Below are 20,857 nucleotides of genomic sequence, written 5' to 3' on the forward strand. Positions count from 1 at the left end.
TCCTCCTTATTTTTTCATTTCATTTTTCTTCAACTGCAACGGTGGTCCAGTCAGTCCTACTCGCCGAATAGTAAGCTTTGTATGAACAGAAACCTCCACTTTTCGAAATTGTTTACTCCAATTCTTTTTTAACCCTTTCCATTCGGATGGATATTTTTGATGAATGGCTTCTCCAAATCCAAAGATATCGGTTCCGTATTGTTTTTGAACCTTTTTAATAGTTTGGAGAGCTTCCTTTTCGGACTGTTTTTCCAATACATGTTCTAAAAGAGTAAGATTTTTTGGCTGCGAAAGATCTAAATTCGTATTGTTCTCCTGAATTGTTCCTTCACCAGAAAAAACAATGTCACACTTAATTGTGTCCCCTTGTATAGTAGGTATGATTTTTCTATTGATCTTTGTCATATATAAACTTGCACTACCATTTCCTTTAGAGGCCGTTGCTGTAACTGTCTGTTTACTTAAACGATTCACTATCCAAAGAGTAGTTAACCATTCCTGCATGTTCAAGTATCCTACCAATTTGAAATCGTTGTTAAATATAGCACCGCCTACAATTTGAAATCCTTTGACCACGGTTTTACCTTTTTCATGAGACACATTTAGTTTAATAACGGGCAAAATCGGGGTGATTCCATCACTCGTACCAGCAATAAGAAAATTTAATAAAGACATATCTCCCGCTGCCTCTATTTGCATATGCTCTTTAAGTGCCCCAAGTGCCGGGATAGACTCTAAAGGGATGGACGCTTTCAGAAAATCTTTTGCAGTATTCCCTTTTATGACGAACACACCTACTCGTAATCGAATATCAGGATCGCGGCTATATGCATCTAAAACTGGAGCAAGACCACTTTTAGCCATTTTTTCTCCAATCAATATTACACGCTGGTGCCCTCGAAAAATTTCTCTCGACATTTTTGTTTGCATCATTTGTATAGCTTCATGTGTATCCTTTCCCGTTCCCGATTCTGTAAAAAACGCTTTTCCTGCATTACTTCTTCCGCTCTGTCCCATTCCCATTTTTGATGGAATAATAAACTGAGCACTAATTTCAATCTTATTATTCTTCGCTTGATCAAGTCCCCATCCTAATTCTATTGCCAAATCATTTAATTCTGTCCGATCCCAACATCCCGTCAAGAAGCATAAAGAAATGACCAGTATCATACAGAGTGCCTTGTGCAGGCTCATTCTGTTTCCCCTCCCCGTTTCTCATCTGGCTTTTGTCCACCTGGAAAACGGACTTTCTCTTCACCAGATACCATTATTGGGCGGTGGGTCATATTCCAACGAGGTGTTCGGAGAAAAACATCCTTTAAATCACGAGGAGTCTGAGGTGCAACTGGACTTAAATACGGAATGCCAAAAGAACGAATGTTAGTTAAATGAATCAAAATCGCAAGGGTACTTATTGCAACACCGTATAGCCCGAGCATTCCTGCCAATAACAGCATAGGAAAGCGTAACATCCGGTAAGCTGTTCCTAAGTTGTAGCGCGGGAATGCAAATGACGCAATACCGGTCGTCGCCACAACAATGACCAAAGGTGCCGAAATAATACCTGCTTGCACAGCAGCTTGCCCGATAACAAGTGCTCCGACAATACTAACTGCGGATCCAACAGGTTTTGGTAACCGAACCCCCGCTTCCCTCAAACCTTCAAATAAAAACTCCATCATTAGCGCTTCTATGACAGCCGGGAAAGGAATGCCTTCTCGCGCAGCTGCAATACTAATAAGCAAATTTGTCGGAATTAATTTAGGGTGAAAGGTTGTAATAGCAACATAGAGAGAAGGAAGAAATAATGAAATATTAATTAATATTAAACGAATCCATCGAACAAAAGTTGTGTAGATGGAGCGTTCATAATAATCCTCCGCTGCTTGCAGACCTGTCCAAAATGTCATAGGAACGATCAAAACGAAAGGTGTGTTATCTACTAAAATGGCGACTTTCCCCTCTAATAAACTTGCACAAACCGCATCTGGCCGCTCAGTATTTTGAATTTGTGGAAAGGGAGAAAAGGGTTGGTCCTCAATAAACTCTTCAATGAAAGCTGACTCCAACACTCCATCAATTTGAATTCGCTTTACCCTTTGGCGAACTTCATCCAAAACCGAATCAGGTGCAATTCCCTCAATATAGGCAATTACCACATCTGTCTGTGACAATTCCCCAATCGAATAAGGTTCCATTTTTAGTTTTTGGCTTCGAATTCTTCGGCGAATCAGGCTCGTATTGACCCTTATTGTTTCCGTAAATCCGTCCCGAGGGCCACGAACAGAAATCTCGGCAGCCGGCTCTTCAATACCTCGTTTTTCAAAACCTTTTAAATCAGCGACTAGAGCTTGACTCTCTCCTTCTGTTAAAATGACGATATTCGCTTTCAATACTGCTTCTATAACCTCACGAACTTTAGAGATTGTCTTTACTTGAGAAACCGCAATTAGCTGATTTTGTATAATTTCTCCTACCGAATCCACACTCTTTACTCCACTAGGCAGACCTTCGAACATCATTGGTTTCAAAACAACTTGTTCCACAGCTTTAGTGTCGACTAATCCATCTATATAAATAAAAAGAATTTTATTTTGACTATCTATGATTATTGGACGAAAAACAATATCGGAACAATTTTCAAAAACTTGTCTCAAAACTTCTTCATTCGCAGATACATTCTGCTTGAGTTCACACTCTTGATTATTATGGAGCAGCATACTTGCACTCTCAAGTTCCTGAATATCTTTTCTCAAACGCTTTCTACTAAGTTTTTTCATCATACTACCCCATTTATCGAGTGGTTTATGTTTTTATACTTGAACTTTAGTGTTAGGATTTCTTGACAGACAAGCTTTAGAAACCGTTCCACTATAATGTTTTGGGTAAGTAATCATTTATCTAGAAAACAAAAGGAAAATATCCCCTCTATATCCTTCTTAAAATCTCCTTACACATGAAAATTATTCAATTTTTTCTATAAGTTAGTTATTCTAAAATGAGGTATCCATAAAGTAACTTGTAACTGATGCTTTGTTAAATTGGTACTAATGAGCTTATAGAAACAAGCAAAAAAAGCATGTCCTGAAGAAAGATGAATCAGAACATGCTCTTAATTTATTTATTTGATACTATAGACGTTGATCTTTCTGGAAGTTTAGTTGAAAATGATCCGCTTCATTGTATACCCCGAATTCATATCCTTTTTCCTTATAAAATTTAATAATTTCAGGAAGCGCTTGTAATGTTTGTGGTTTTTCATGCATTAGAACTACTTCCACATCTTCTGTTGTTGTACGCTTTACATTCTCTATAATTTGCTGTGGATTACCTTTTAATTTCCAATCATTTGAATCTATCGTCCAATCCCAAACTTTTATTCCTGCTTCTACAATTTGGTTACGAATTTCCTCGCCCTTTAATCCTGGTGCAGATCCATATGGCGGACGAACTAGTTTAGGAGTTGTACCCGTAATATTATGGATAAGAGCTAACGTTTCTTTCATCTCCGGTACAAATTGTCCTTTTTTGTATAACTTATCACTATTATGTGTCATACTATGAGCACCAATATAATGTCCTTCTTTTACCGCTCGCTTTACGTTTTCCTGAAAAGCGGTATTCTGTAAATTGCTACCTTGCATAAAAAATGTCGAAGCAACATGTTGCTCTTTTAGTACATCTAAAAATTTCCCAGTTAATTCGCTAGGACCGTCATCGAATGTTAAATAAACAACCTTTCCTACCGGTTTTCCATCAGGTCTTTTCTGTTTTGCTGGTGGTGTCTCCTTTTTCTTTTCTTGTTGTTGCGTATTAACTTGATTACTACTTTCATTAGCTACTCCCTTCGCTGGGATAGAGTTCCATTTCCCAATTAAAAAGAATGTGAAAAAGGTCGTTGCTAAAACAACCCCTAGAGATAGTATTGCCTTAGTTCCTACATTTGTTTTTTTCTTATTTTGTGATTCTTTCATTATGTTTCGATCCTTTCCCTACTAATTTTCATATTCATTATTTATACAGCTAAGCATTAACTCCAGTTGATATTTACAATAAATAGATTAATAGAGGAAGGTGAAGATAAAATGCAGATAATGTCGAAATTAGTTAAAGAATAGCGTACTGCATCCACTCTTTAGAAAAATATTGTTTTCTCTAATACAGTTAAATTTGAAAACTGGATATACATCCAAAATAAAAAATACTACTCTTTCTAAACAAAATTTTTATATCAAGATAATAGTATGCTGTTATAAAGATAAAATACTGAGTTAGCCATACTATTGAAATTCTATTATAATTTTGTAATTGGAATTCATTTGAATCAAATAAAGAACTAGAAGAAATATTATTATGTGGAGGTGCTCCGATGAATCTTTTAATTAGAGAGTTAGAAACAAATGATTTAGACAATTTCCCGAAGATCGATGACAGTTTTATAGTGAATGCTCGGTTAATTCTTTCTCTTTCCAAAGTAAATAGACGCATAGAATATACAGTAGAAGACGTTCCAAGTTATGAAAAAAGTTATTTACAAAATCAAGATGATAATGAAGAACTGGCTTACAATGAATATATAAATAAACCTAATCAAGTCATTTACATAGCACTGTTACATAACCAAATCATTGGATTAATGGTATTGAAAAAGAATTGGAATCACTATGCTTACATAGAAGATATAACGGTGGATAAAAAACATCGTACACTCGGAGTTGGTAAAAGATTGGTTGATCAGGCAAAGCGATGGGCAAAAGAAGGCAACATGCCCGGGATCATGCTTGAAACGCAAAATAATAATGTCGCAGCATGTAAATTTTATGAAAAATGTGGATTTGTAATTGGTGGGTTTGATTTTCTTGTTTATAAAGGTTTAGATATTGAAAATGATGAAGTTGCAATTTATTGGTATTTATATTTCAAATGAAACTGTTTTTAGCATTAAACAAAGTCAAAATAAAAACCCCAATTTCTCCATATTAAAATTGAGAAATTGGGGTTAAGTTATTTAACAAGATTTTTTATCTAAAACAGATAACTAATTAATAATCCTGCCGATAATAAGAAGCCAAAAATCGTATTTGTCATTGCTGTTGATTTCATTGCGATGCGCATATACCCAGGGTCCTTTGCTCCTTTTTGGAAACTTTGAATAGCAGAGATTGGCTTTCTCAAACCTAGGAACATAACTAATGCCCAAGGGCTTATATAACCCATTAATACAATTACGGCAATCCATAAATACGCAATGAAAAAGGCTACCGCTAGTGTTACTATGGCTTTTTCTCTCCCAAGGAGGATTACTAATGTCTTTCTTCCACCTTTAATATCTTCTTCTATATCTCGGATGTTATTTGACATATTGATTGCACCGACTAAAATCCCAATTGGAATGGAAATCAATACACTTTCAATCGTTATCGTATTTGTTTGAATAAAGAAAGCAATAAGTACAAAACATGTCCCCATTAACAATCCAGAAACTAATTCTCCAAACGGAGTGTACGCAATTGGTAATGGACCACCTGTATATAAATAGCCAACCGCCATTCCAATTAAACCAATAACCACTAACCACCAACTACTATTCATACAAATATAAATGCCAATAAAAGCTGCTACGACATATAATAAAAGTGCAACTGTTAACACATTTTTTGGCTTCAATCCATGACGGACAATTCCGCCACCGATGCCAACGGATTCAGCGGTATCTAATCCACGTTTAAAATCATAGTACTCATTAAATAAGTTAGTTGCTATTTGCAATGCTAAACATGCAACCATCATCGCAATAAATAACAGCCAATCAATTTTGGCAACATAAAGTGATGCCACTGTCCCTAAAATTACAGGAGAAAACGTCGCCGTTAATGTATGTGGGCGCGTCATCTTCCATATTAATTTAGCGGAACTAATTTCTTTTTCTGTCCCCATAACTCTGTTCAATCTCCCTACATTTTAAGTATAAATTACTAGCAGTATCTTTCTATCTATTTCCTGCTTCGCATCCATTCATTATATCAATAAATGATTATCCTTTCTAACAAATCTACTTTTAATAAAGTAAAAATTATAAAATGAAACTTTAATTAGTAGAAGTTTTGTCACCCCCACTGATTATTAGTACATATTCAGTGGGATTTTACGGGCAGCCCTCCCTCCCATTCGCTGAATTTTTAAGGAGGAAATCTTATCCGCCCGCAAATATTGGGATAAATAAAAGAGCCAACTCATATGAGCTAGCTCTTTCATCTCTTATTTTATAAAAATTCAATAGTTACGCTACATTGAAAAACAGATAAATCCTACTTTTGTAGCCCATTAATAATGGTATCTATATTCCATTTCATCATTTTTAAGTAAGTATCTCCATCCTCACCTGATTTACCTAGTGAGTCTGTAAAAATTGTCCCTGCAATTGGCACGTTTGTTTCTTTTGAAACAGTTTCCATACTACGTCGATCTACACTTGTTTCAACAAATAAAGCTGGCACTTTGTTTGTTTGAATTAAACTTACAACATCTCTAATTTGATCTGGCGTACCTTGATTCTCTGAGTTAATTTCCCAAATGTATCCCGTCTTAATGTCATATGCTTTTCCAAAGTATTTAAAAGCACCTTCGCTAGAGATTAAGAAACGTTTTTCTTCAGGAATTTGATGAATTCTGTTTACTGTCTCATCGTGTAACTTTTGAAGTTCTGCTACATACTCATCAGCATTTTTAGTATAGAACTCTTTATTTTTAGGATCTTCTTTAATTAATGCCTGCTTCACATTTTCAGCGTATAAAATACCATTTTTAATATTCATCCAAGCATGTGGGTCTGGTTCTTTTTCTAATCCTTTTGTTTCTAAGTAAATAGCTTCTACACCTTCACTTACTTTATAAACCGGTGCATCTTTCGCTGATTTATTTGCCGTTTTTAATAGCTTTTTAAACCACGCTCCACCTTCTTCTAGGTTTAGCCCATTGTAAAATACCATATCTGCATCTGTCATTTTCATAACATCTTTTGGTAGTGGATCATATTCATGCGGGTTAGCTCCGATTGGAACAAGACTATGAATCTCAACTTTATCTCCACCAATTTGCTTCACCATATCATATATAATGGAGTATGTAGTTACAACTTTTAATTTTCCATTACCCTCTTCTTTTCCATTTGTGTTACTCGAACACGCTGTTAATGCAAATACAAAAATACAAATTACCGATAATACAACATTTTTAAATTTCATCATTATCCTCCAATCAATTATGACAACTCTGCTCTATTTTTTCTAATTTTGATAGCTCTCCAAAACAAACCTTGTGACGGTGAGAAAAAGAATGCCAATCCGAACAAGAATGTTGCGACAAGAACAATTGTTGCACCTGAAGCAAGATTATAAGAGAAACTAAAATATAACCCTACTACAGATGAAAGCGCACCAATGCCTGCTGCTAAATAAATCATGACCCATAAACGGTTTGTTAATAAATACGCTGTAGCCGCTGGTGTAATAAGCATCGCAACGACTAGAATAATTCCAACAGTTTGAAGTGAAGCTACTGTAACCATTGTAAGGAGAATCATTAAGCCATAATGAATCCATTTATTCGGTAATCCATAGCTTTGCGCCATCGTTGGATCAAACGTGGATACGAGTAATTCTTTGTAAAACAACATTACAAGACCAATAATGACCACTCCAATAATCAGTGTCATCCACATATCAGAAGAACGAACCGATAAGACATTCCCGAATAAAATATGATACAAATCAGAACTACTCTTCATAAAGGTAATTAAAATAATCCCTACAGCGAAAACAGATGTAAACATAATTCCTATCGCCATATCATGTTTAATACGACTATTTTGACTTACAAATCCGATTCCTACTGCAGTAATAACACCTGTTAAAACCGCTCCTATAAAATAGTTCATTCCAATCATATAAGAAAGCGCTACTCCTGGAAGAACAGCATGTGAAATGGCATCACCCATTAATGCCATACCTCGTAAAATAATAAAACATCCAATGACACCACAGATAATTCCTACCATAACGGAAGTTAATAACGCCTTCTGCAGAAAACTATACTGCGTTAATGCATCTATAAATTCTACAATCTTCATGATGAATGTACCTCCGCTGCATTATTAAACAATATTCCTTGATTCACATACGCTTTTGACATAACAGTTGGTTCTAATACTTGGCGTACTTCTCCGTAATGAATTAAGCTTTTATTCATTAATAGTAATTTATCAAAATACGATTCTGCTTTACTTAAATCATGATGGACAACGACAATCGTTTTTCCTTCTTTACGTAGTTCCCTAAGAATTTTAATGATTGTCTCTTCACTTGTTACATCAATTCCGACAAACGGCTCATCTAAGAAGAATATTTCCGCCTTTTGCGCTAAAGCTCTCGCCAAAAAGACACGTTGTTGTTGTCCACCTGACAACTCACCGATTTGGCGATTTTTAAACTCTTCCATTCCGACTTTTTTTAAGCAATCAAACGCCCAATCCCGATGCTCTTTCTTCGGTCTTTTCATCATACCTAAAGATGGATACGTTCCAATTAGCACGACATCTAAAACTGTAATCGGAAAGTCCCAATCTATATCACTTCTTTGCGGTACATATGCAACACTCTTTCTAACGCTTCGAATATCCTCTCCAAGAATTTGGACATATCCCTTATCATTTGGGATTAAATCTAATACAGCTTTCATTAAAGTAGATTTCCCCGCTCCATTTGGACCAATAATTCCAACGAGCTTCCCTTTTTCAATATCGAAGGAGACATTTTGAACTACTTGATTCCCTTGATACGATACAAACAAATCTTTAACAATTATAGCCTCACCCATTTTTTATGCATTCCCCTTTCTTTTTTTCGTGTATATAATTATTTTGCGCAAAGGAAACTTTTAAGCAAAAAAATATAAAGCGAATGTAAACCCGCGCTTAAGTTTCCTTAAGGAAACTTTTTTATATGAGTCAAATTATATAAGCTATATGAAAATTTGTAAACTAAATTTTACTAATTTATAAATATATAATGAAAATAATTATCAATGTGGAACAAAATATATTATCTATTTTATGATTTTTTGAAAAAGATATTACTGTGAAAAAATAAGCAATATAGTATATAAATGAAAGAACCTACTCGTATGAGTTGGCTCTTTCTCTTTTACAATATTTGATACGCTCTGCAGCAAAAAATATAATTAAATTACTTCCAAACAACACCTCGCCTCTCATATTCCATTCTATATTCAACAGCAGCTGCAATTTTAGAACTTGCGAACTTTTCCGTAATCCAAAGAGCTAAATCAGTTCCTGAAGTAACTCCTCTTGCAGTAATAATATCGCCTTGATCTACAATTCGGTAATGAAGAAGTTCTGCCCCATATTTACTCATTTCACCCTGTGCCAAATGGTGCATCGTCGCCTTTTTACCATTCAATATACCTGAGGCTGCTAGTAGCATACCTCCTGTACAAACTCCCGCAACAATCGTTCCTTCATTATGCATCTCTCTAATCGTTTCTGTCAGTGTTCCAAGCTCTGCTTGCTTTCGTGCCCCATGTTCAGCTTTATGATTCCAGCCACCACCAGGTACAATTAACAAATCTGGGCGATTATCCATTCGTAAAAAATCATGTAGTGTAACCGTAACTCCAAACGAGGTAGTAACTTCTTGTTTTCGTTCACTTGATACGAGTTCAACTGTAAACGGAGCCCCTTCTTCTATTGCTCTTTTCAGTACTTCAAACGGCGCGAAAGAGACAAGTTCTCCGAAGCCATCAAACAATACAATTTGTATTTTCATTTTCGGACACCCCATATTGTTTCTTTTTTGAATCGTAAATTAGGACAATAAATGTTATCTACAAATTAACAATGAAGATAGTCTTTCTCCTCTCACTCTATAAACTTCAAAATGTTCCTCTAGCTGCCCCGCATCTTCTAATACATTTAGCGTTTTCTTCACAAAATTCCAATTCAAACTACCAGATAACCATAATAATGAAGACAGTCTTTTATAATCGTTTGAGGTTAAAATATTATTAGCCTTATATCCTTCTAAAAATGAACTAGCAACACTTGAACATACTTCATGCGAATGTATTCCTTCTGTTCGAGAATACCACTTTACTAAAAAGGCTAACCCTTCAACGCGGTCAACATAACTAATAGATTCAAAATCCACAATTCCTTTTACCTTTTGACTTAATTCCCATAAAACATTCAAAGGATTTAAATCAGTTTGTACAATAAACTCCAAACTATTCGTATGTGCACATTCTATATGACACTTAGCGAGCTCTATATACCCCCGCAATTCCTTACATGTACCACCTTTATTTTCTAATAGCTTTATAAACTCACCATATCCATCTAAATGCGATTTCTTTTGAAAAGTCGAGCTTTGAAATGTACTAGAAATATCATGTATATTTCTTGCTTCCTTTCCAAAAATCTCTGCCATTGTTTCTGTACAATGAGTAACATGCTCCCCTTCAATCCAAGTAGACAATACAAACCGGTACTGTTCATCATTCCAAGTAACAAATGTAAATGACCCTCCCGCCTGATTCTCCTTAATCTGCATAAATGGGATTCCATGCTCTCGTAAATAATACGTAAATCGTACTTGCTCTTTCAATTGTTCATTTGATAACGGCCCAAAAGCTGGATTGATTGTTCGATCGCTATTGATAAACCGTGCGGAATACCGATCTCCATTTACGATAATTTTATAGTGTAGATCGGTATGCCAACTGTTCTTATGTAATTCTTCTTCCACTATTAGTGAATGAATTTCTTTAAAATAATTTATTACTACATTTCTTATTATACGTTTCACCCTATTCCCCTTTCATGCAAAAATTCATTCTTGTACTTCCGAATAAAAACCTTTTAAAGTGAGGATTTTTAAGATACACCTAATGTATTCAAATAAAGAATTCTATCCTACTGTGGAGTAATAATAAAGTTATGTAATTTTGTCGCCAAAATTACAATAGCCTTCTATCTATGTAGATGAAAGAAGGCTACTAAATCTTTTTAAAAATCTAGTTATTTCATAGTGAATGTATTATTGATTAAATAATACATTTGTTTAATACAAGTACTAAATAAGAAAAAATAACCGTTATAATGCAATTAACAAATTAAGGATTTTCATTTAAACTTTATAAAACTCAAATGTATTTTTTTCTATACATATTGTTTCATCAGAGGTTTTGATAATGATATCAAAACGCTGACTATACGAATGCATAAATACTTCATATTGAAGCCGGCGTTCTTCATGAGACTGCCTTAAATAATTTATATCGGCTCCCCTTTCAGCTATATCCCGGCTTGATCTTCTTATTAGTTCCGTTTCGCCATCTGTATAAAAATAAATTTTCAAATCAAATAAATCAGGATTAATAAATGCGGCGCTCATTCCTTCCACAATCGTTACTTTATTTTCCGAAGAAATCAACTTGCTTTTCATATAATGCGTATCTATCGTATAAAAATCTATCCCAGCTCTAACCATATGAATATCTCTTTCTAAAGCTGCCAAATGGTGCGCAGCTGGATGACAAGCTGTCATTTTATAACGATGATTTTCTTTTTGATATGTATAGTGAATCACTGCATGCTTACGGATATCCGAACTAACAATGTAAGGATCTGTATTAATATAATTTACTTCATTTTGATTTAGTAGGTTTACGAGTCTATTAGTAAACGTTGTTTTTCCAGCTGCACCATGTCCTGAAATACCGATAACAATTTGTTCATCTCTCATCTTTAACCAATTTATGATTTCTTGTAACAACTTATCCATCATTATCCCCCTTGCGCTAATATACTACCCTTTATTTCAATATCCAAAAATCCCTTTATTTAATTATACATAAAAAGGGAAAGATAGTGTGATTATTCATCATACCACCTCTAATTCTAAGCAACTTTATTATCTTTTATATGACTTTATTATTTATGAACACCTACATGATTAAATACATTTCTAACTTTATAAACCCAACAGAATATCCTCTGCTTTTCGGTAATTTATGCGAACCAATGCAGTCATAACTATGTACAATAAAAAAAGAGCCAATCATACAATAGAAGATTGACTCTTTCCTTTATTTACTCCCCTGTTTCAGAAAATCTCTTTATACGTTTTCCAATTTCATCGCGAACACGTTGAAATTCAGACCACCCTTTTCCTGCCGGGTCATCAAATCCCCAGTGAACACGATTTACGTGCGGAGGTGTCGAAGGACAAACCGAATCCGCATGACTACAAAGGGTAACAACTAAATCAGCGTTATTTAAAATATTTACATCAATTATATCTGATGTTTGATTCGTTATGTCAATATTAACTTCTTTCATCGCTTTAATAGCATTTGGATTTACTCCATGTGCTTCAATACCTGCAGAATATACATTCCACTTATCCCCTACATATTGTTTGCCCCATGCTTCTGCCATTTGGCTTCGGCATGAATTTCCTGTGCATAAGAAATAAAGTGTCTTTTTATTTTCCATGTTGTTTTCCGCCTTTGTTTTTAATTATACTGGTTGATTATTAAAATATTTACGCTTAAACCAAAAAGCGACGTTTACAAGTGCAATCATTACAGGTACTTCCACTAACGGTCCGATAACAGCTGCAAATGCTGCGCCCGAATGAATACCAAACACACCAACTGCTACAGCAATCGCTAACTCAAAGTTATTACTACCTGCTGTAAATGCTAACGTTGTCGTCACCGGATAGTTTGCACCAATTTTTCTTCCCATAAAGAAAGAAACAAAAAACATTACAATAAAATAGATTAATAACGGAATCGCTATTCTTACTACATCTAATGGTACGCTAACAATCATTTCCCCTTTTAAAGAGAACATAACGATGATTGTAAATAGTAATGCAAGTAATGTAAGTGGACTAATCTTCGGTATAAACACCTTTTCATACCACTGTCTACCTTTTAACTTAACGAGTACAAATCGCGTCAACATACCTGCTATAAAAGGAATTCCCAAATAGATAAACACGGATTTCGCTACTTCTACCATTGTAATATCGACAATAGCCCCTTCAATTCCTAACCATTCTGGAATGACTGTTACAAACACGTATGCATAAACGGAGAAGAATAGCATTTGGAATACTGAGTTAAAAGCCACTAAACCTGCTGCATACTCTTTATCCCCATCTGCAAGATCGTTCCAAACGATTACCATGGCAATACAGCGTGCTAAACCAATCATAATGAGCCCGACCATGTATTCTGGCTTATCAGGAAGAAAAATAATTGCTAAAACAAACATAAGTACAGGTCCGATAATCCAGTTTTGTACTAAAGATAAAACCAATACTTTTACGTCTTTAAATACTCGGCCCATTTCCTCGTAACGAACCTTTGCTAATGGTGGATACATCATGACAATTAAACCAGCAGCAAGCGGAATAGACGTCGTTCCAACTTGTAATGTATTCAGTCCATCTACTACACTAGGAAACACAAACCCTAAACCAATTCCAACTGCCATAGCTAGAAAAATCCATAGTGTTAAATATCGATCTAGAAAAGATAAACGTTTCATTTTATCCCCCTTCTTCTATGAAAAACCAAAATATATTTCATAGATAATTTCTCTCTTTTATATGTAATTAATCAATTTTTTTTGATTAATAGAATAAAATTTTAACAGCAGCTACCTTTGCCTGTTTTTCTAAAGATACAGCATAATTCTTCTGATAATAAATTATTTACTTCCGCATCATTTAAATCATAATAACTCCACGTACCTTTTGTTTCTTTTACAATTAAACCTGCATCTAATAAGATTTTTAAATGATAGGACAACTTGGATTGCGTCATTTCAAAAACTTCAGTTAAATCACATACACACGTCTGACCTCGCTGACAAAGCTCATACATAATTTCTAAACGTTTCTGATCCGCCAACGCTTTAAATTTTTTCTCATAGAGCTGAAAATCTTGTGCCATTTTAGTTCACTCTCCCTTCATCAATTTTTTTTGATATTTATAGTATATATGTAGTTTAGCTCTTTATGCAACTAATTAATCAATTTTTTTTGATTAATATATTCTTCTCTTAACAGAACTTTTAAGTTATTAAATTACAAAATGCCCTGCATAACAGGGCTATTTTGTAGAATTATGCATGTTTGTATTTGAAATCATACGAAATACTTTCACATAGAAAACTGCACTAACAAGGGTACAAAGCAATATAATTCCGAACACAACAATTGGAGATAGCCATGTAGAAAATACAATCATTATTGGTGCAATAAAACGCCCAATGGTAAATTGCAAATTAGATGCTGCCATATACTGTCCTCTAGAATTTTCAGGTGCATATTTACTGACAAAACTATGTACAACTGGCGAACGAATCAATTCCCCAATAGTTAATATTGCCATAAAGCCAAATAGTAGCCATATATTCGTTGTTAACCCTATTAGAAACATACCCATTCCAAATAATATATTAGAGACAATTAAAACGTTTCGGTCGCTCCAATTCTCAAAATATTTTGCAACAGGTAAAGAACATAAAACAAACAAAATGCCATTTAACCCCATCATCCATCCGAAAATTTCAGTATTACTCAAAGAGAATGAACCAATATTCCATGAGAAAAGAGATTGAGTTGGTACAAATTCCTTTACATATAATGCAAGATAAAGATCTAGCTGCATGAAAGCTATCATAATCAAAACTCCCGCAAATATGTAAAGAGAGAAAATTTTATCACTAAAAATTTTCATATAATTATTCCATTGTTCTTTAAAGATTTTTGATATTGGATTGTTATCTCCATCATTTTTAGAAGCTTCGGGCAGCGTTTCTCTAATTATGAAATAGATTGCTATAAAATAAATAAATGTAACAATTGTACAAGTCCATAACAATTCACTTCGATAATGAAAGAAGAAAAATGAACCTAACACTGGTCCAAATACAGCACCAATATTATTTGCTGTAACAAAAGTGGCAAAGACCACCCTTCTATCCTTTTCTGGCACTATATCAGCTATCATTGCAGAACTTGCTGGACTGTATATTGCCCCGCTAATTCCAATACCGATATAGGCTAAATAATTAATCCAATGTGAATGAGATAAAGCAAAAACTGCAAACATTGCTACTTGTATGATTGTGCCTAATAGCATGACAGGTCGACGCCCTAATCGATCAGCTAAATATCCACCTAACAAATTACCTATTATGCCTACAAGAGGTATAATTGCCATTAAAATTCCGCCAATTGCTTTACCAAAAGCATCGCTATAGTATATTGCCATAAACGGAAAATACATCCAAAACAATGTATTGAACATAGTTTCGCCAATCAATCTAGTTTTTAAATTTCTGTCCCAAGATAACCATTTCAACGTAATACATCCCCTATTTCAACTTTTCAAATATTCACTATACATTTTATAAACTGTCAGTCCAAGGGAAATATAATAACATAAAGTGAATTTATTTTACAAATTAATATAGAAATATAAATTTTAATTACAACACATTCTCTAGTTATTATCCTTTAATGCAATTCGAACTCACAGATCACCGTTACTATTAAACTAGACTAGACTAGATCCAAGATATCACTAAAGAAATTCATCCTCAAAATTAATGAAGAAACAAATGATTCATAAATAGAAAAGAACATTGATTTTTTTCAATGTTCTTTTCTATTATTTCTGCATATGAATTAGATTTATATTCGAAAAAGTGCCTTACCCCTGATTCCTCTGTGCCTCTCTAAACTCCTCCTTCACCTTCTCTAACAACCCTTCTTCCGTAATTAATCGATACGCCGTATTTGCTAATGCTTTTGCCGATGTAATTAATGCTTTATCTCCAAGTTCTGAACGTGCTGCTTCTCTAAATTCATTCGTATGTGCAATTAAGTCATCTGGTCCGATTTTAATGTACGGATGAATTGTCGGTACGACTTGACTTACGTTTCCTGCGTCGGTTGAACCGATCCCTACTCTTTCTTTACGATTTACCTCTTCACCTAATAGTTCTAATTCTTCCGCTACGATATCGTTATATGTTTTTGTTACGAGTAATTCATCGATTTCATTTTGGAATTGATGAATTTTTACTTTTGCACCTGTTGCTAACGCTGCTCCCTCAGCAATGTTTCTTACTTTTTCTGTTACTTCTGCACATCTTTTTCGCGTTGCTGCGCGGATGAAGAACCTTGCCGCGGCGTAGTCAGGAATAATGTTAGGTGCTTTTCCGCCTTCTGTAATAACGCCATGAATTTTCACGTCTGACGGAAGTTGTTGGCGAAGTGCGTTAATACTGTTATAAAGCTGAATAACCGCATCTAATGCATTAATCCCTTCTTCTGGTGAGGCTGCAGCGTGAGCTGTTTTTCCGTAAAAATGAAAATCAAGTGGATCGACTGCTAATGAAGGACTCGTTGTCGCTGTCTTTGCGCTCGGATGAATCATAAGCGCCGCATCAATGTCTTTAAATAAACCTGCCTTTACATAACTTGATTTCGCGCTACCATTTGGCCCGCCTTCTTCTGCTGGTGTACCAAACACGACAACTTCCCCGCCAATTTCTTCAAGCGTTTCTGATAATGCGATTGCTGCTGCAACGCTAATTGTGCCAATTAAATTGTGACCACACGCATGACCTAGTCCTGGTAAAGCGTCATACTCCGCTAAAAATGCAATGACTGGTCCTTGTTTTCCTGAACTTTTTCGCGCGATAAAACCTGTTTCATGTCCAGCTATATTGTGTTGCAGCTGAAATCCTGCACTACCTAGTAATAAGCTTAACGTTCTGGATGCGTAAAACTCTTGGTTTCCAATCTCCGGATTCGCATGAATATCATGACTTGTTTCTATGTACTTTTCCTTATTTCTTTCGATACTCTCGTCAATTGTTTTTCTTTGTGACGTTACTCCTGTCGCTCCCATTGTTCTTCCTCCTTTTATTTTCACGTAAAAAAGCCTCTTTCTAAAAGATAGAAAGAGGCTTCTGTATATACAATCAAAATGAGCTTCTTTCTTATCTTTCAAGTTACCTTGCTGGAATTGGCACAGTATTCATAACGAATCCGCTGCCGAGGTATCATAGGGCCAGTCCCTCCACCTCTCGTGATAAGAATTTTCATAAAATTATATTAAATTACATTCATTCTAAGTTCATTCCAAATAAAAGTCAAGGAATTCCTATCCGAATTTACCGAATATCTAAAAATCCTTTTAATACACTAATTGTTTCTGGCGCTTGCAGTCTGGCACATACGTACGGAAATTCTGTACTACCTTCAAACATCATTTGAGATGTAAGCGGTGCGCCTGCCCAGAAGATTTCATCATCAATTACGATAAACGGGAGTGCTTTATTTTGTCTTTGTAACTTTACATTTTTCAGTGGAACTGGTCCATCACTATAAACTGTTATCTGTGCATTTGTACGCATTAACGCTTGCCATACTCGCTTATCCACTTGTTTTGTACTTGGAAGTGAAATAATAATTTTTCGTTTTGCGGCTAAAATATCTTTTAATAACCCTTTCGGCTCTTCAAGATTCATTTCCATAAACCAGCGTAAACGTTTCGAAATTTTCCGTTCCCACAATTGTCTTGATGTCGTGCGATCATACACATCTCCATGACGTTCTATATGAGCTGTTAATTGTGATAACGCTTGTTTTCTCGAAAGGTTTTTACGCATATAATGGCAATCTGATAATTGAATGAACTTCCCTCTCGCTCTTGTCACTGCTACATTGACGAGGCGATGGTTTTTGTGATCAAAGAATAATACGCCAGGTCGTTCTTGCGGATAACTGTCAACCGTATCAAAGATCATCATATCTCTTTCAGAACCTTGGAACTTATGAACTGTCGCCGCTAAAACTGGTATGTTTTGATATTTCGTTCTCTGCAACATTTCTCTAATACACGTTGATAAAAAGCGTGACTGCGCCCTGTAAGGTGTCACAACACCAATCGACTGAACACCGTCTAACAATCCGATTAACATCATTTGCATCGCTACTAAACCAGACATAATGTTAAAACGTGAACCAGAAGCCGCATCTTTTAACGAAAAAGCTCCCATTTGGCTCGTATCAAATAAAACACTCGCTTCATTTGCGAACGGCTGCAATTGCGCAAGTTCTTTACGCTCTGAAACAGAAGGATGATCGTATACTCTATTTTTATAAATAAACGAATTCGTAAACTTCGATATATCCGCATGCATACGTCTTTGTTCCTGCAACATAAATAGGTTCGGATGTGCTTCTGATTTATTAACAGACTCAACAATCCCAGCATGGTAAAACATATCTTCCCCAAGCCATTTGCGAACAAGTTCATGGTTCGCCATCGCAATTGGAGGTAATTGTAAAAAGTCGCCACAAACAACGATACGTTTTCCAAGTGAAGCAGCTAATGCGATTTGCGGAACGAACGCCATACTCACTTCATCTACGACAACTAAATCAAATGTACGCTCATAAATTAGCGCATCAATTGCACATTTTGATAGAGTTGCACCAATTACTTTCGCATTTTCAATATATTCTTTTTCTACTTCTTTAATTTTCGCTTTTTGCTTTCGAAGATCACTTTCAATCTCTTGTATACGCTTCTTATCAGCAGAAGTCGCTTTATATGATAAAATCTTTTCACGAAGATCTTGTCGTGTTTCTTCTAAATAGAGTCTTTCTTCTCCCCAAGATCCGTTCGTCGTTTCAACTAGCTTCGACGTAAGTAATGTTTCATGATTTCGTATATGTTCATGTTGACTATAACCGTAACGAACAATTTCGCCAGGTGTCCATTTCTTTTTCTTCTCAATTTGTTTCGTTACTTCGCTCATTAATACGTCCACTGCCGCATTACTATGAGCTAACACAAGTACCGATTTTCCTTTTTGGTAATGAGCCGAAATAATACGTGATAAATTGTACGACTTCCCTGTTCCAGGCGGTCCCCATACGTACGTTGTCGGATTGTAAAACGAACGATATGCTAGTTCATTTTTCGGATTTTTCATCTTCTCAATATGCTTCGGACTGCTCGTCCCATCCACGAGACGCTTTATACGATTACGTTTTAGCTTATCTTTACGTGCTTCTTTCAATCGCTCTTGCAGTTGCTCTAAAAGTTGCCACGGTTCACTGTATAAAACCGCTTCTCTTATTTCACCTTGTATATAATCATTTAATTTCAATTCTATTTCTAATCCATGTACAGATAATACTTCTCCTGTCGCTTCCTCACCATCGAACTCAATTCGAATTGGTGAACCTTCAGGTAAACTTACTTCCGAAATAAGCTGAAATACATACACTGTATTCTCATAATCTGTATATAAAAAACGACCGTTCATGATAGAAATTTTACTACCACCTATCGTTTTCCAATGTTTAATTTCATATGCTAATGCATAATGCCACTCTTTCATCGTTTCCGATAATGAAGGAGTTTGAGTAGGTATATTCATCGTATAATCTCCTTCCTTCTCCCCAAACATACTTTCTCACTATACCATACAACACGCTTAAATTTGTAAGGTTTTTATCTTGCTTATTTTCTTAATTTTCAATAATATATTGTATATAATTTTCAGAAAGAAGGAATCTACATGCCAGTTAGAAGAATTGAACACGTAGGACTTATGGTTGCAAACTTAGAAACATCTATTACTTTTTATGAAAAAGTAGTTGGCTTACAGCTCATTAAGCGAATGGGACACCCAAACCCAGACTTAAAACTCGCTTTTTTAGGTGTAGAAGAATCGAAGGAAACGATACTTGAATTAATTGAAGGCTACAATTCTTCTCTTCCGGCAGAAGGAAAAGTACATCACATTTGCTTTAAGGTAGATTCATTAGAAGAAGAAATCACAAGACTAAAGAAACACACAGTAACCTTTTTACTAGGAGAAGAAGTCGAAACATTACCAGATGGAACACGTTACATATTCTTCGCTGGTCCTGATGGAGAGTGGATTGAGTTTTTTGAGACGGAGAGATAAAACAAACCTTTATTTTGCGGGATAGAAAAGGAGCCGGAATTACGGTCCTTGTTTTTAACCAGTAACAATGAAACATACCTCCAACCTAAGAATTTACCAAGATTAAAAATACAATCATTTTGTTAGGAGGAGAGAATGGGAAATACAGTCTTTATTATTGTTTTTTGGATAGTGATACTATTTCCAATCCTTTATGTAATCAAGATAAAGGATTGGAATATAAAAACAGCTGCCTTATTTGTTGGAAGGATTCTATTAAGTATTGTCTATTTTATAAATGGAATGGTATTAGGTCTGCAACGAAATTGGGTAGAACCTCCCTATGAAACAGAATGGGATTTCTTTGTAAAGTCTTTACTAAACGGAAAAACTGATGCACTTATACACTTGTTACTTCTAATTATTATCATTACTTTGGATCTATTCATTACATTTTATTATATCAATAAAAAGAAATAGGATATTCTCTCCTATTTCTTTTTTATGAGTAGCGCCATATCGTTATCAAACTAAGGTTTTATGTTGCCCCTAAACAATAATTTTTTACATTTTTACTCTGGAGATGTCAATTTTACTATATTTTGGGTATTTATTTTTACTAGCTTGATGGACATGGGGTTGATTTATTTTCTTAGGCTGATAGGCATGTGGTGCTATCCCATTGCTATTAAGCTAAGAATTTAATTGTAATAAGGTAATACTTAAGATACAAATAAAATATCTTTTCCATGTCGCACTGTTTTATTGAAGTCTATCCCGAGT

Annotated in this window: 19 protein-coding genes and 1 riboswitch; of the genes, 3 read left to right on the plus strand and 16 right to left on the minus strand. The window is 35.0% G+C overall.

The window, feature by feature from the left end; translation table 11 throughout:
* Positions 1-6: 6 nt before the first annotated feature.
* The 3 genes from CN409_RS01275 to CN409_RS01285 all read right to left on the minus strand — a co-directional run bounded on the left by CN409_RS01275 (position 7) and on the right by CN409_RS01285 (position 3,974).
* Positions 7-1,194, minus strand: a complete 1,188-nt coding sequence (locus CN409_RS01275; RefSeq protein ID WP_000052107.1) for a Ger(x)C family spore germination protein — start codon at positions 1,192-1,194, stop codon at positions 7-9.
* Complete coding sequence (locus tag CN409_RS01280; RefSeq protein WP_081144014.1) at positions 1,191-2,783, minus strand: spore germination protein; 1,593 nt, start codon at positions 2,781-2,783, stop codon at positions 1,191-1,193. The genes CN409_RS01275 and CN409_RS01280 overlap by 4 nt, the downstream gene beginning before the upstream one ends.
* Positions 2,784-3,131: 348 nt before the next feature.
* Positions 3,132-3,974, minus strand: a complete 843-nt coding sequence (locus CN409_RS01285) for a polysaccharide deacetylase family protein (RefSeq protein WP_000665156.1) — start codon at positions 3,972-3,974, stop codon at positions 3,132-3,134.
* A gap of 395 nt (positions 3,975-4,369) precedes the next feature.
* Here CN409_RS01285 and satA point away from each other — a divergent pair, with 395 nt between their 5' ends.
* Entirely contained in the window at positions 4,370-4,927 is a 558-nt protein-coding gene (satA, locus tag CN409_RS01290) for a streptothricin N-acetyltransferase SatA (RefSeq protein WP_016098684.1), read from the plus strand.
* 98 nt (positions 4,928-5,025) lie between these two features.
* Here satA and menA read toward each other — a convergent pair whose 3' ends face one another.
* The 13 genes from menA to CN409_RS01360 all read right to left on the minus strand — a co-directional run bounded on the left by menA (position 5,026) and on the right by CN409_RS01360 (position 19,591).
* Positions 5,026-5,937: a 1,4-dihydroxy-2-naphthoate polyprenyltransferase gene (gene menA / locus CN409_RS01295; RefSeq protein ID WP_000536383.1), complete on the minus strand. Its 912-nt coding sequence runs from the start codon at positions 5,935-5,937 to the stop codon at positions 5,026-5,028.
* Between the two features lie 371 nt (positions 5,938-6,308).
* Positions 6,309-7,244 carry a manganese ABC transporter substrate-binding protein/adhesin MntA gene (gene mntA, locus CN409_RS01300; protein WP_000669597.1) on the minus strand — a complete coding sequence of 312 codons (936 nt, stop codon included), beginning with the start codon at positions 7,242-7,244 and terminating at the stop codon, positions 6,309-6,311.
* A gap of 17 nt (positions 7,245-7,261) precedes the next feature.
* Positions 7,262-8,128: a metal ABC transporter permease gene (locus tag CN409_RS01305; RefSeq protein WP_000706183.1), complete on the minus strand. Its 867-nt coding sequence runs from the start codon at positions 8,126-8,128 to the stop codon at positions 7,262-7,264.
* Positions 8,125-8,874: a metal ABC transporter ATP-binding protein gene (locus CN409_RS01310; RefSeq protein ID WP_000503231.1), complete on the minus strand. Its 750-nt coding sequence runs from the start codon at positions 8,872-8,874 to the stop codon at positions 8,125-8,127. Before CN409_RS01310 ends, CN409_RS01305 begins: the two co-directional genes overlap by 4 nt.
* Before the next feature lie 368 nt (positions 8,875-9,242).
* Positions 9,243-9,842 (minus strand): DJ-1/PfpI family protein, encoded by a 600-nt coding sequence (locus tag CN409_RS01315; protein WP_000701570.1) that lies wholly within the window; start codon positions 9,840-9,842, stop codon positions 9,243-9,245.
* Positions 9,843-9,896: 54 nt separating this feature from the next.
* Complete coding sequence (locus CN409_RS01325) at positions 9,897-10,880, minus strand: phosphotransferase (RefSeq protein ID WP_141527676.1); 984 nt, start codon at positions 10,878-10,880, stop codon at positions 9,897-9,899.
* 321 nt (positions 10,881-11,201) lie between these two features.
* Positions 11,202-11,858, minus strand: coding sequence for a uridine kinase family protein (locus CN409_RS01330; RefSeq protein ID WP_097981006.1), 657 nt, complete (start codon positions 11,856-11,858; stop codon positions 11,202-11,204).
* A 308-nt stretch (positions 11,859-12,166) separates the two neighbouring features.
* Positions 12,167-12,571: an arsenate reductase (thioredoxin) gene (gene arsC, locus CN409_RS01335; RefSeq protein ID WP_000428375.1), complete on the minus strand. Its 405-nt coding sequence runs from the start codon at positions 12,569-12,571 to the stop codon at positions 12,167-12,169.
* Between the two features lie 24 nt (positions 12,572-12,595).
* A complete protein-coding gene (gene arsB, locus CN409_RS01340) occupies positions 12,596-13,636 on the minus strand; it encodes an ACR3 family arsenite efflux transporter (RefSeq protein WP_074789715.1) in 1,041 nt (346 codons plus the stop codon).
* Between the two features lie 101 nt (positions 13,637-13,737).
* Entirely contained in the window at positions 13,738-14,043 is a 306-nt protein-coding gene (gene arsR, locus CN409_RS01345; RefSeq protein WP_000046018.1) for an arsenical resistance operon transcriptional regulator ArsR, read from the minus strand.
* 159 nt (positions 14,044-14,202) lie between these two features.
* Positions 14,203-15,459 carry an MDR family MFS transporter gene (locus CN409_RS01350; RefSeq protein WP_000871750.1) on the minus strand — a complete coding sequence of 419 codons (1,257 nt, stop codon included), beginning with the start codon at positions 15,457-15,459 and terminating at the stop codon, positions 14,203-14,205.
* Between the two features lie 351 nt (positions 15,460-15,810).
* Complete coding sequence (locus CN409_RS01355) at positions 15,811-17,016, minus strand: M20 family metallopeptidase (protein WP_086397094.1); 1,206 nt, start codon at positions 17,014-17,016, stop codon at positions 15,811-15,813.
* An 88-nt stretch (positions 17,017-17,104) separates the two neighbouring features.
* Positions 17,105-17,206: riboswitch (SAM riboswitch) on the minus strand.
* Positions 17,207-17,281: 75 nt separating this feature from the next.
* Positions 17,282-19,591, minus strand: coding sequence for an AAA domain-containing protein (locus CN409_RS01360; protein WP_140159766.1), 2,310 nt, complete (start codon positions 19,589-19,591; stop codon positions 17,282-17,284).
* Between the two features lie 111 nt (positions 19,592-19,702).
* Between CN409_RS01360 and CN409_RS01365 the strand changes: the two genes are divergently transcribed.
* Both CN409_RS01365 and CN409_RS01370 read left to right on the plus strand, forming a co-directional pair.
* Entirely contained in the window at positions 19,703-20,095 is a 393-nt protein-coding gene (locus CN409_RS01365; protein ID WP_001145295.1) for a VOC family protein, read from the plus strand.
* A gap of 135 nt (positions 20,096-20,230) precedes the next feature.
* Positions 20,231-20,554 carry a hypothetical protein gene (locus tag CN409_RS01370; protein ID WP_079245738.1) on the plus strand — a complete coding sequence of 108 codons (324 nt, stop codon included), beginning with the start codon at positions 20,231-20,233 and terminating at the stop codon, positions 20,552-20,554.
* The last annotated feature ends 303 nt before the right edge of the window (positions 20,555-20,857 follow it).

The sequence above is a fragment of the Bacillus sp. AFS012607 genome, from assembly GCF_002558005.1.
Taxonomy (GTDB): domain Bacteria; phylum Bacillota; class Bacilli; order Bacillales; family Bacillaceae_G; genus Bacillus_A; species Bacillus_A thuringiensis_S.

What these genes read in the sequence shown, in the direction of transcription:
- CN409_RS01275 (WP_000052107.1), bottom strand. Translation starts at nt 1,194, where the DNA reads ATGAGCCTGCACAAGGCACTCTGTATGATACTGGTCATTTCTTTATGC.
- CN409_RS01280 (WP_081144014.1), bottom strand. Translation starts at nt 2,783, where the DNA reads ATGATGAAAAAACTTAGTAGAAAGCGTTTGAGAAAAGATATTCAGGAA.
- CN409_RS01285 (WP_000665156.1), bottom strand. Translation starts at nt 3,974, where the DNA reads ATGAAAGAATCACAAAATAAGAAAAAAACAAATGTAGGAACTAAGGCA.
- satA (WP_016098684.1), top strand. Translation starts at nt 4,370, where the DNA reads ATGAATCTTTTAATTAGAGAGTTAGAAACAAATGATTTAGACAATTTC.
- menA (WP_000536383.1), bottom strand. Translation starts at nt 5,937, where the DNA reads ATGGGGACAGAAAAAGAAATTAGTTCCGCTAAATTAATATGGAAGATG.
- mntA (WP_000669597.1), bottom strand. Translation starts at nt 7,244, where the DNA reads ATGAAATTTAAAAATGTTGTATTATCGGTAATTTGTATTTTTGTATTT.
- CN409_RS01305 (WP_000706183.1), bottom strand. Translation starts at nt 8,128, where the DNA reads ATGAAGATTGTAGAATTTATAGATGCATTAACGCAGTATAGTTTTCTG.
- CN409_RS01310 (WP_000503231.1), bottom strand. Translation starts at nt 8,874, where the DNA reads ATGGGTGAGGCTATAATTGTTAAAGATTTGTTTGTATCGTATCAAGGG.
- CN409_RS01315 (WP_000701570.1), bottom strand. Translation starts at nt 9,842, where the DNA reads ATGAAAATACAAATTGTATTGTTTGATGGCTTCGGAGAACTTGTCTCT.
- CN409_RS01330 (WP_097981006.1), bottom strand. Translation starts at nt 11,858, where the DNA reads ATGGATAAGTTGTTACAAGAAATCATAAATTGGTTAAAGATGAGAGAT.
- arsC (WP_000428375.1), bottom strand. Translation starts at nt 12,571, where the DNA reads ATGGAAAATAAAAAGACACTTTATTTCTTATGCACAGGAAATTCATGC.
- arsB (WP_074789715.1), bottom strand. Translation starts at nt 13,636, where the DNA reads ATGAAACGTTTATCTTTTCTAGATCGATATTTAACACTATGGATTTTT.
- arsR (WP_000046018.1), bottom strand. Translation starts at nt 14,043, where the DNA reads ATGGCACAAGATTTTCAGCTCTATGAGAAAAAATTTAAAGCGTTGGCG.
- CN409_RS01355 (WP_086397094.1), bottom strand. Translation starts at nt 17,016, where the DNA reads ATGGGAGCGACAGGAGTAACGTCACAAAGAAAAACAATTGACGAGAGT.
- CN409_RS01360 (WP_140159766.1), bottom strand. Translation starts at nt 19,591, where the DNA reads ATGTTTGGGGAGAAGGAAGGAGATTATACGATGAATATACCTACTCAA.
- CN409_RS01365 (WP_001145295.1), top strand. Translation starts at nt 19,703, where the DNA reads ATGCCAGTTAGAAGAATTGAACACGTAGGACTTATGGTTGCAAACTTA.
- CN409_RS01370 (WP_079245738.1), top strand. Translation starts at nt 20,231, where the DNA reads ATGGGAAATACAGTCTTTATTATTGTTTTTTGGATAGTGATACTATTT.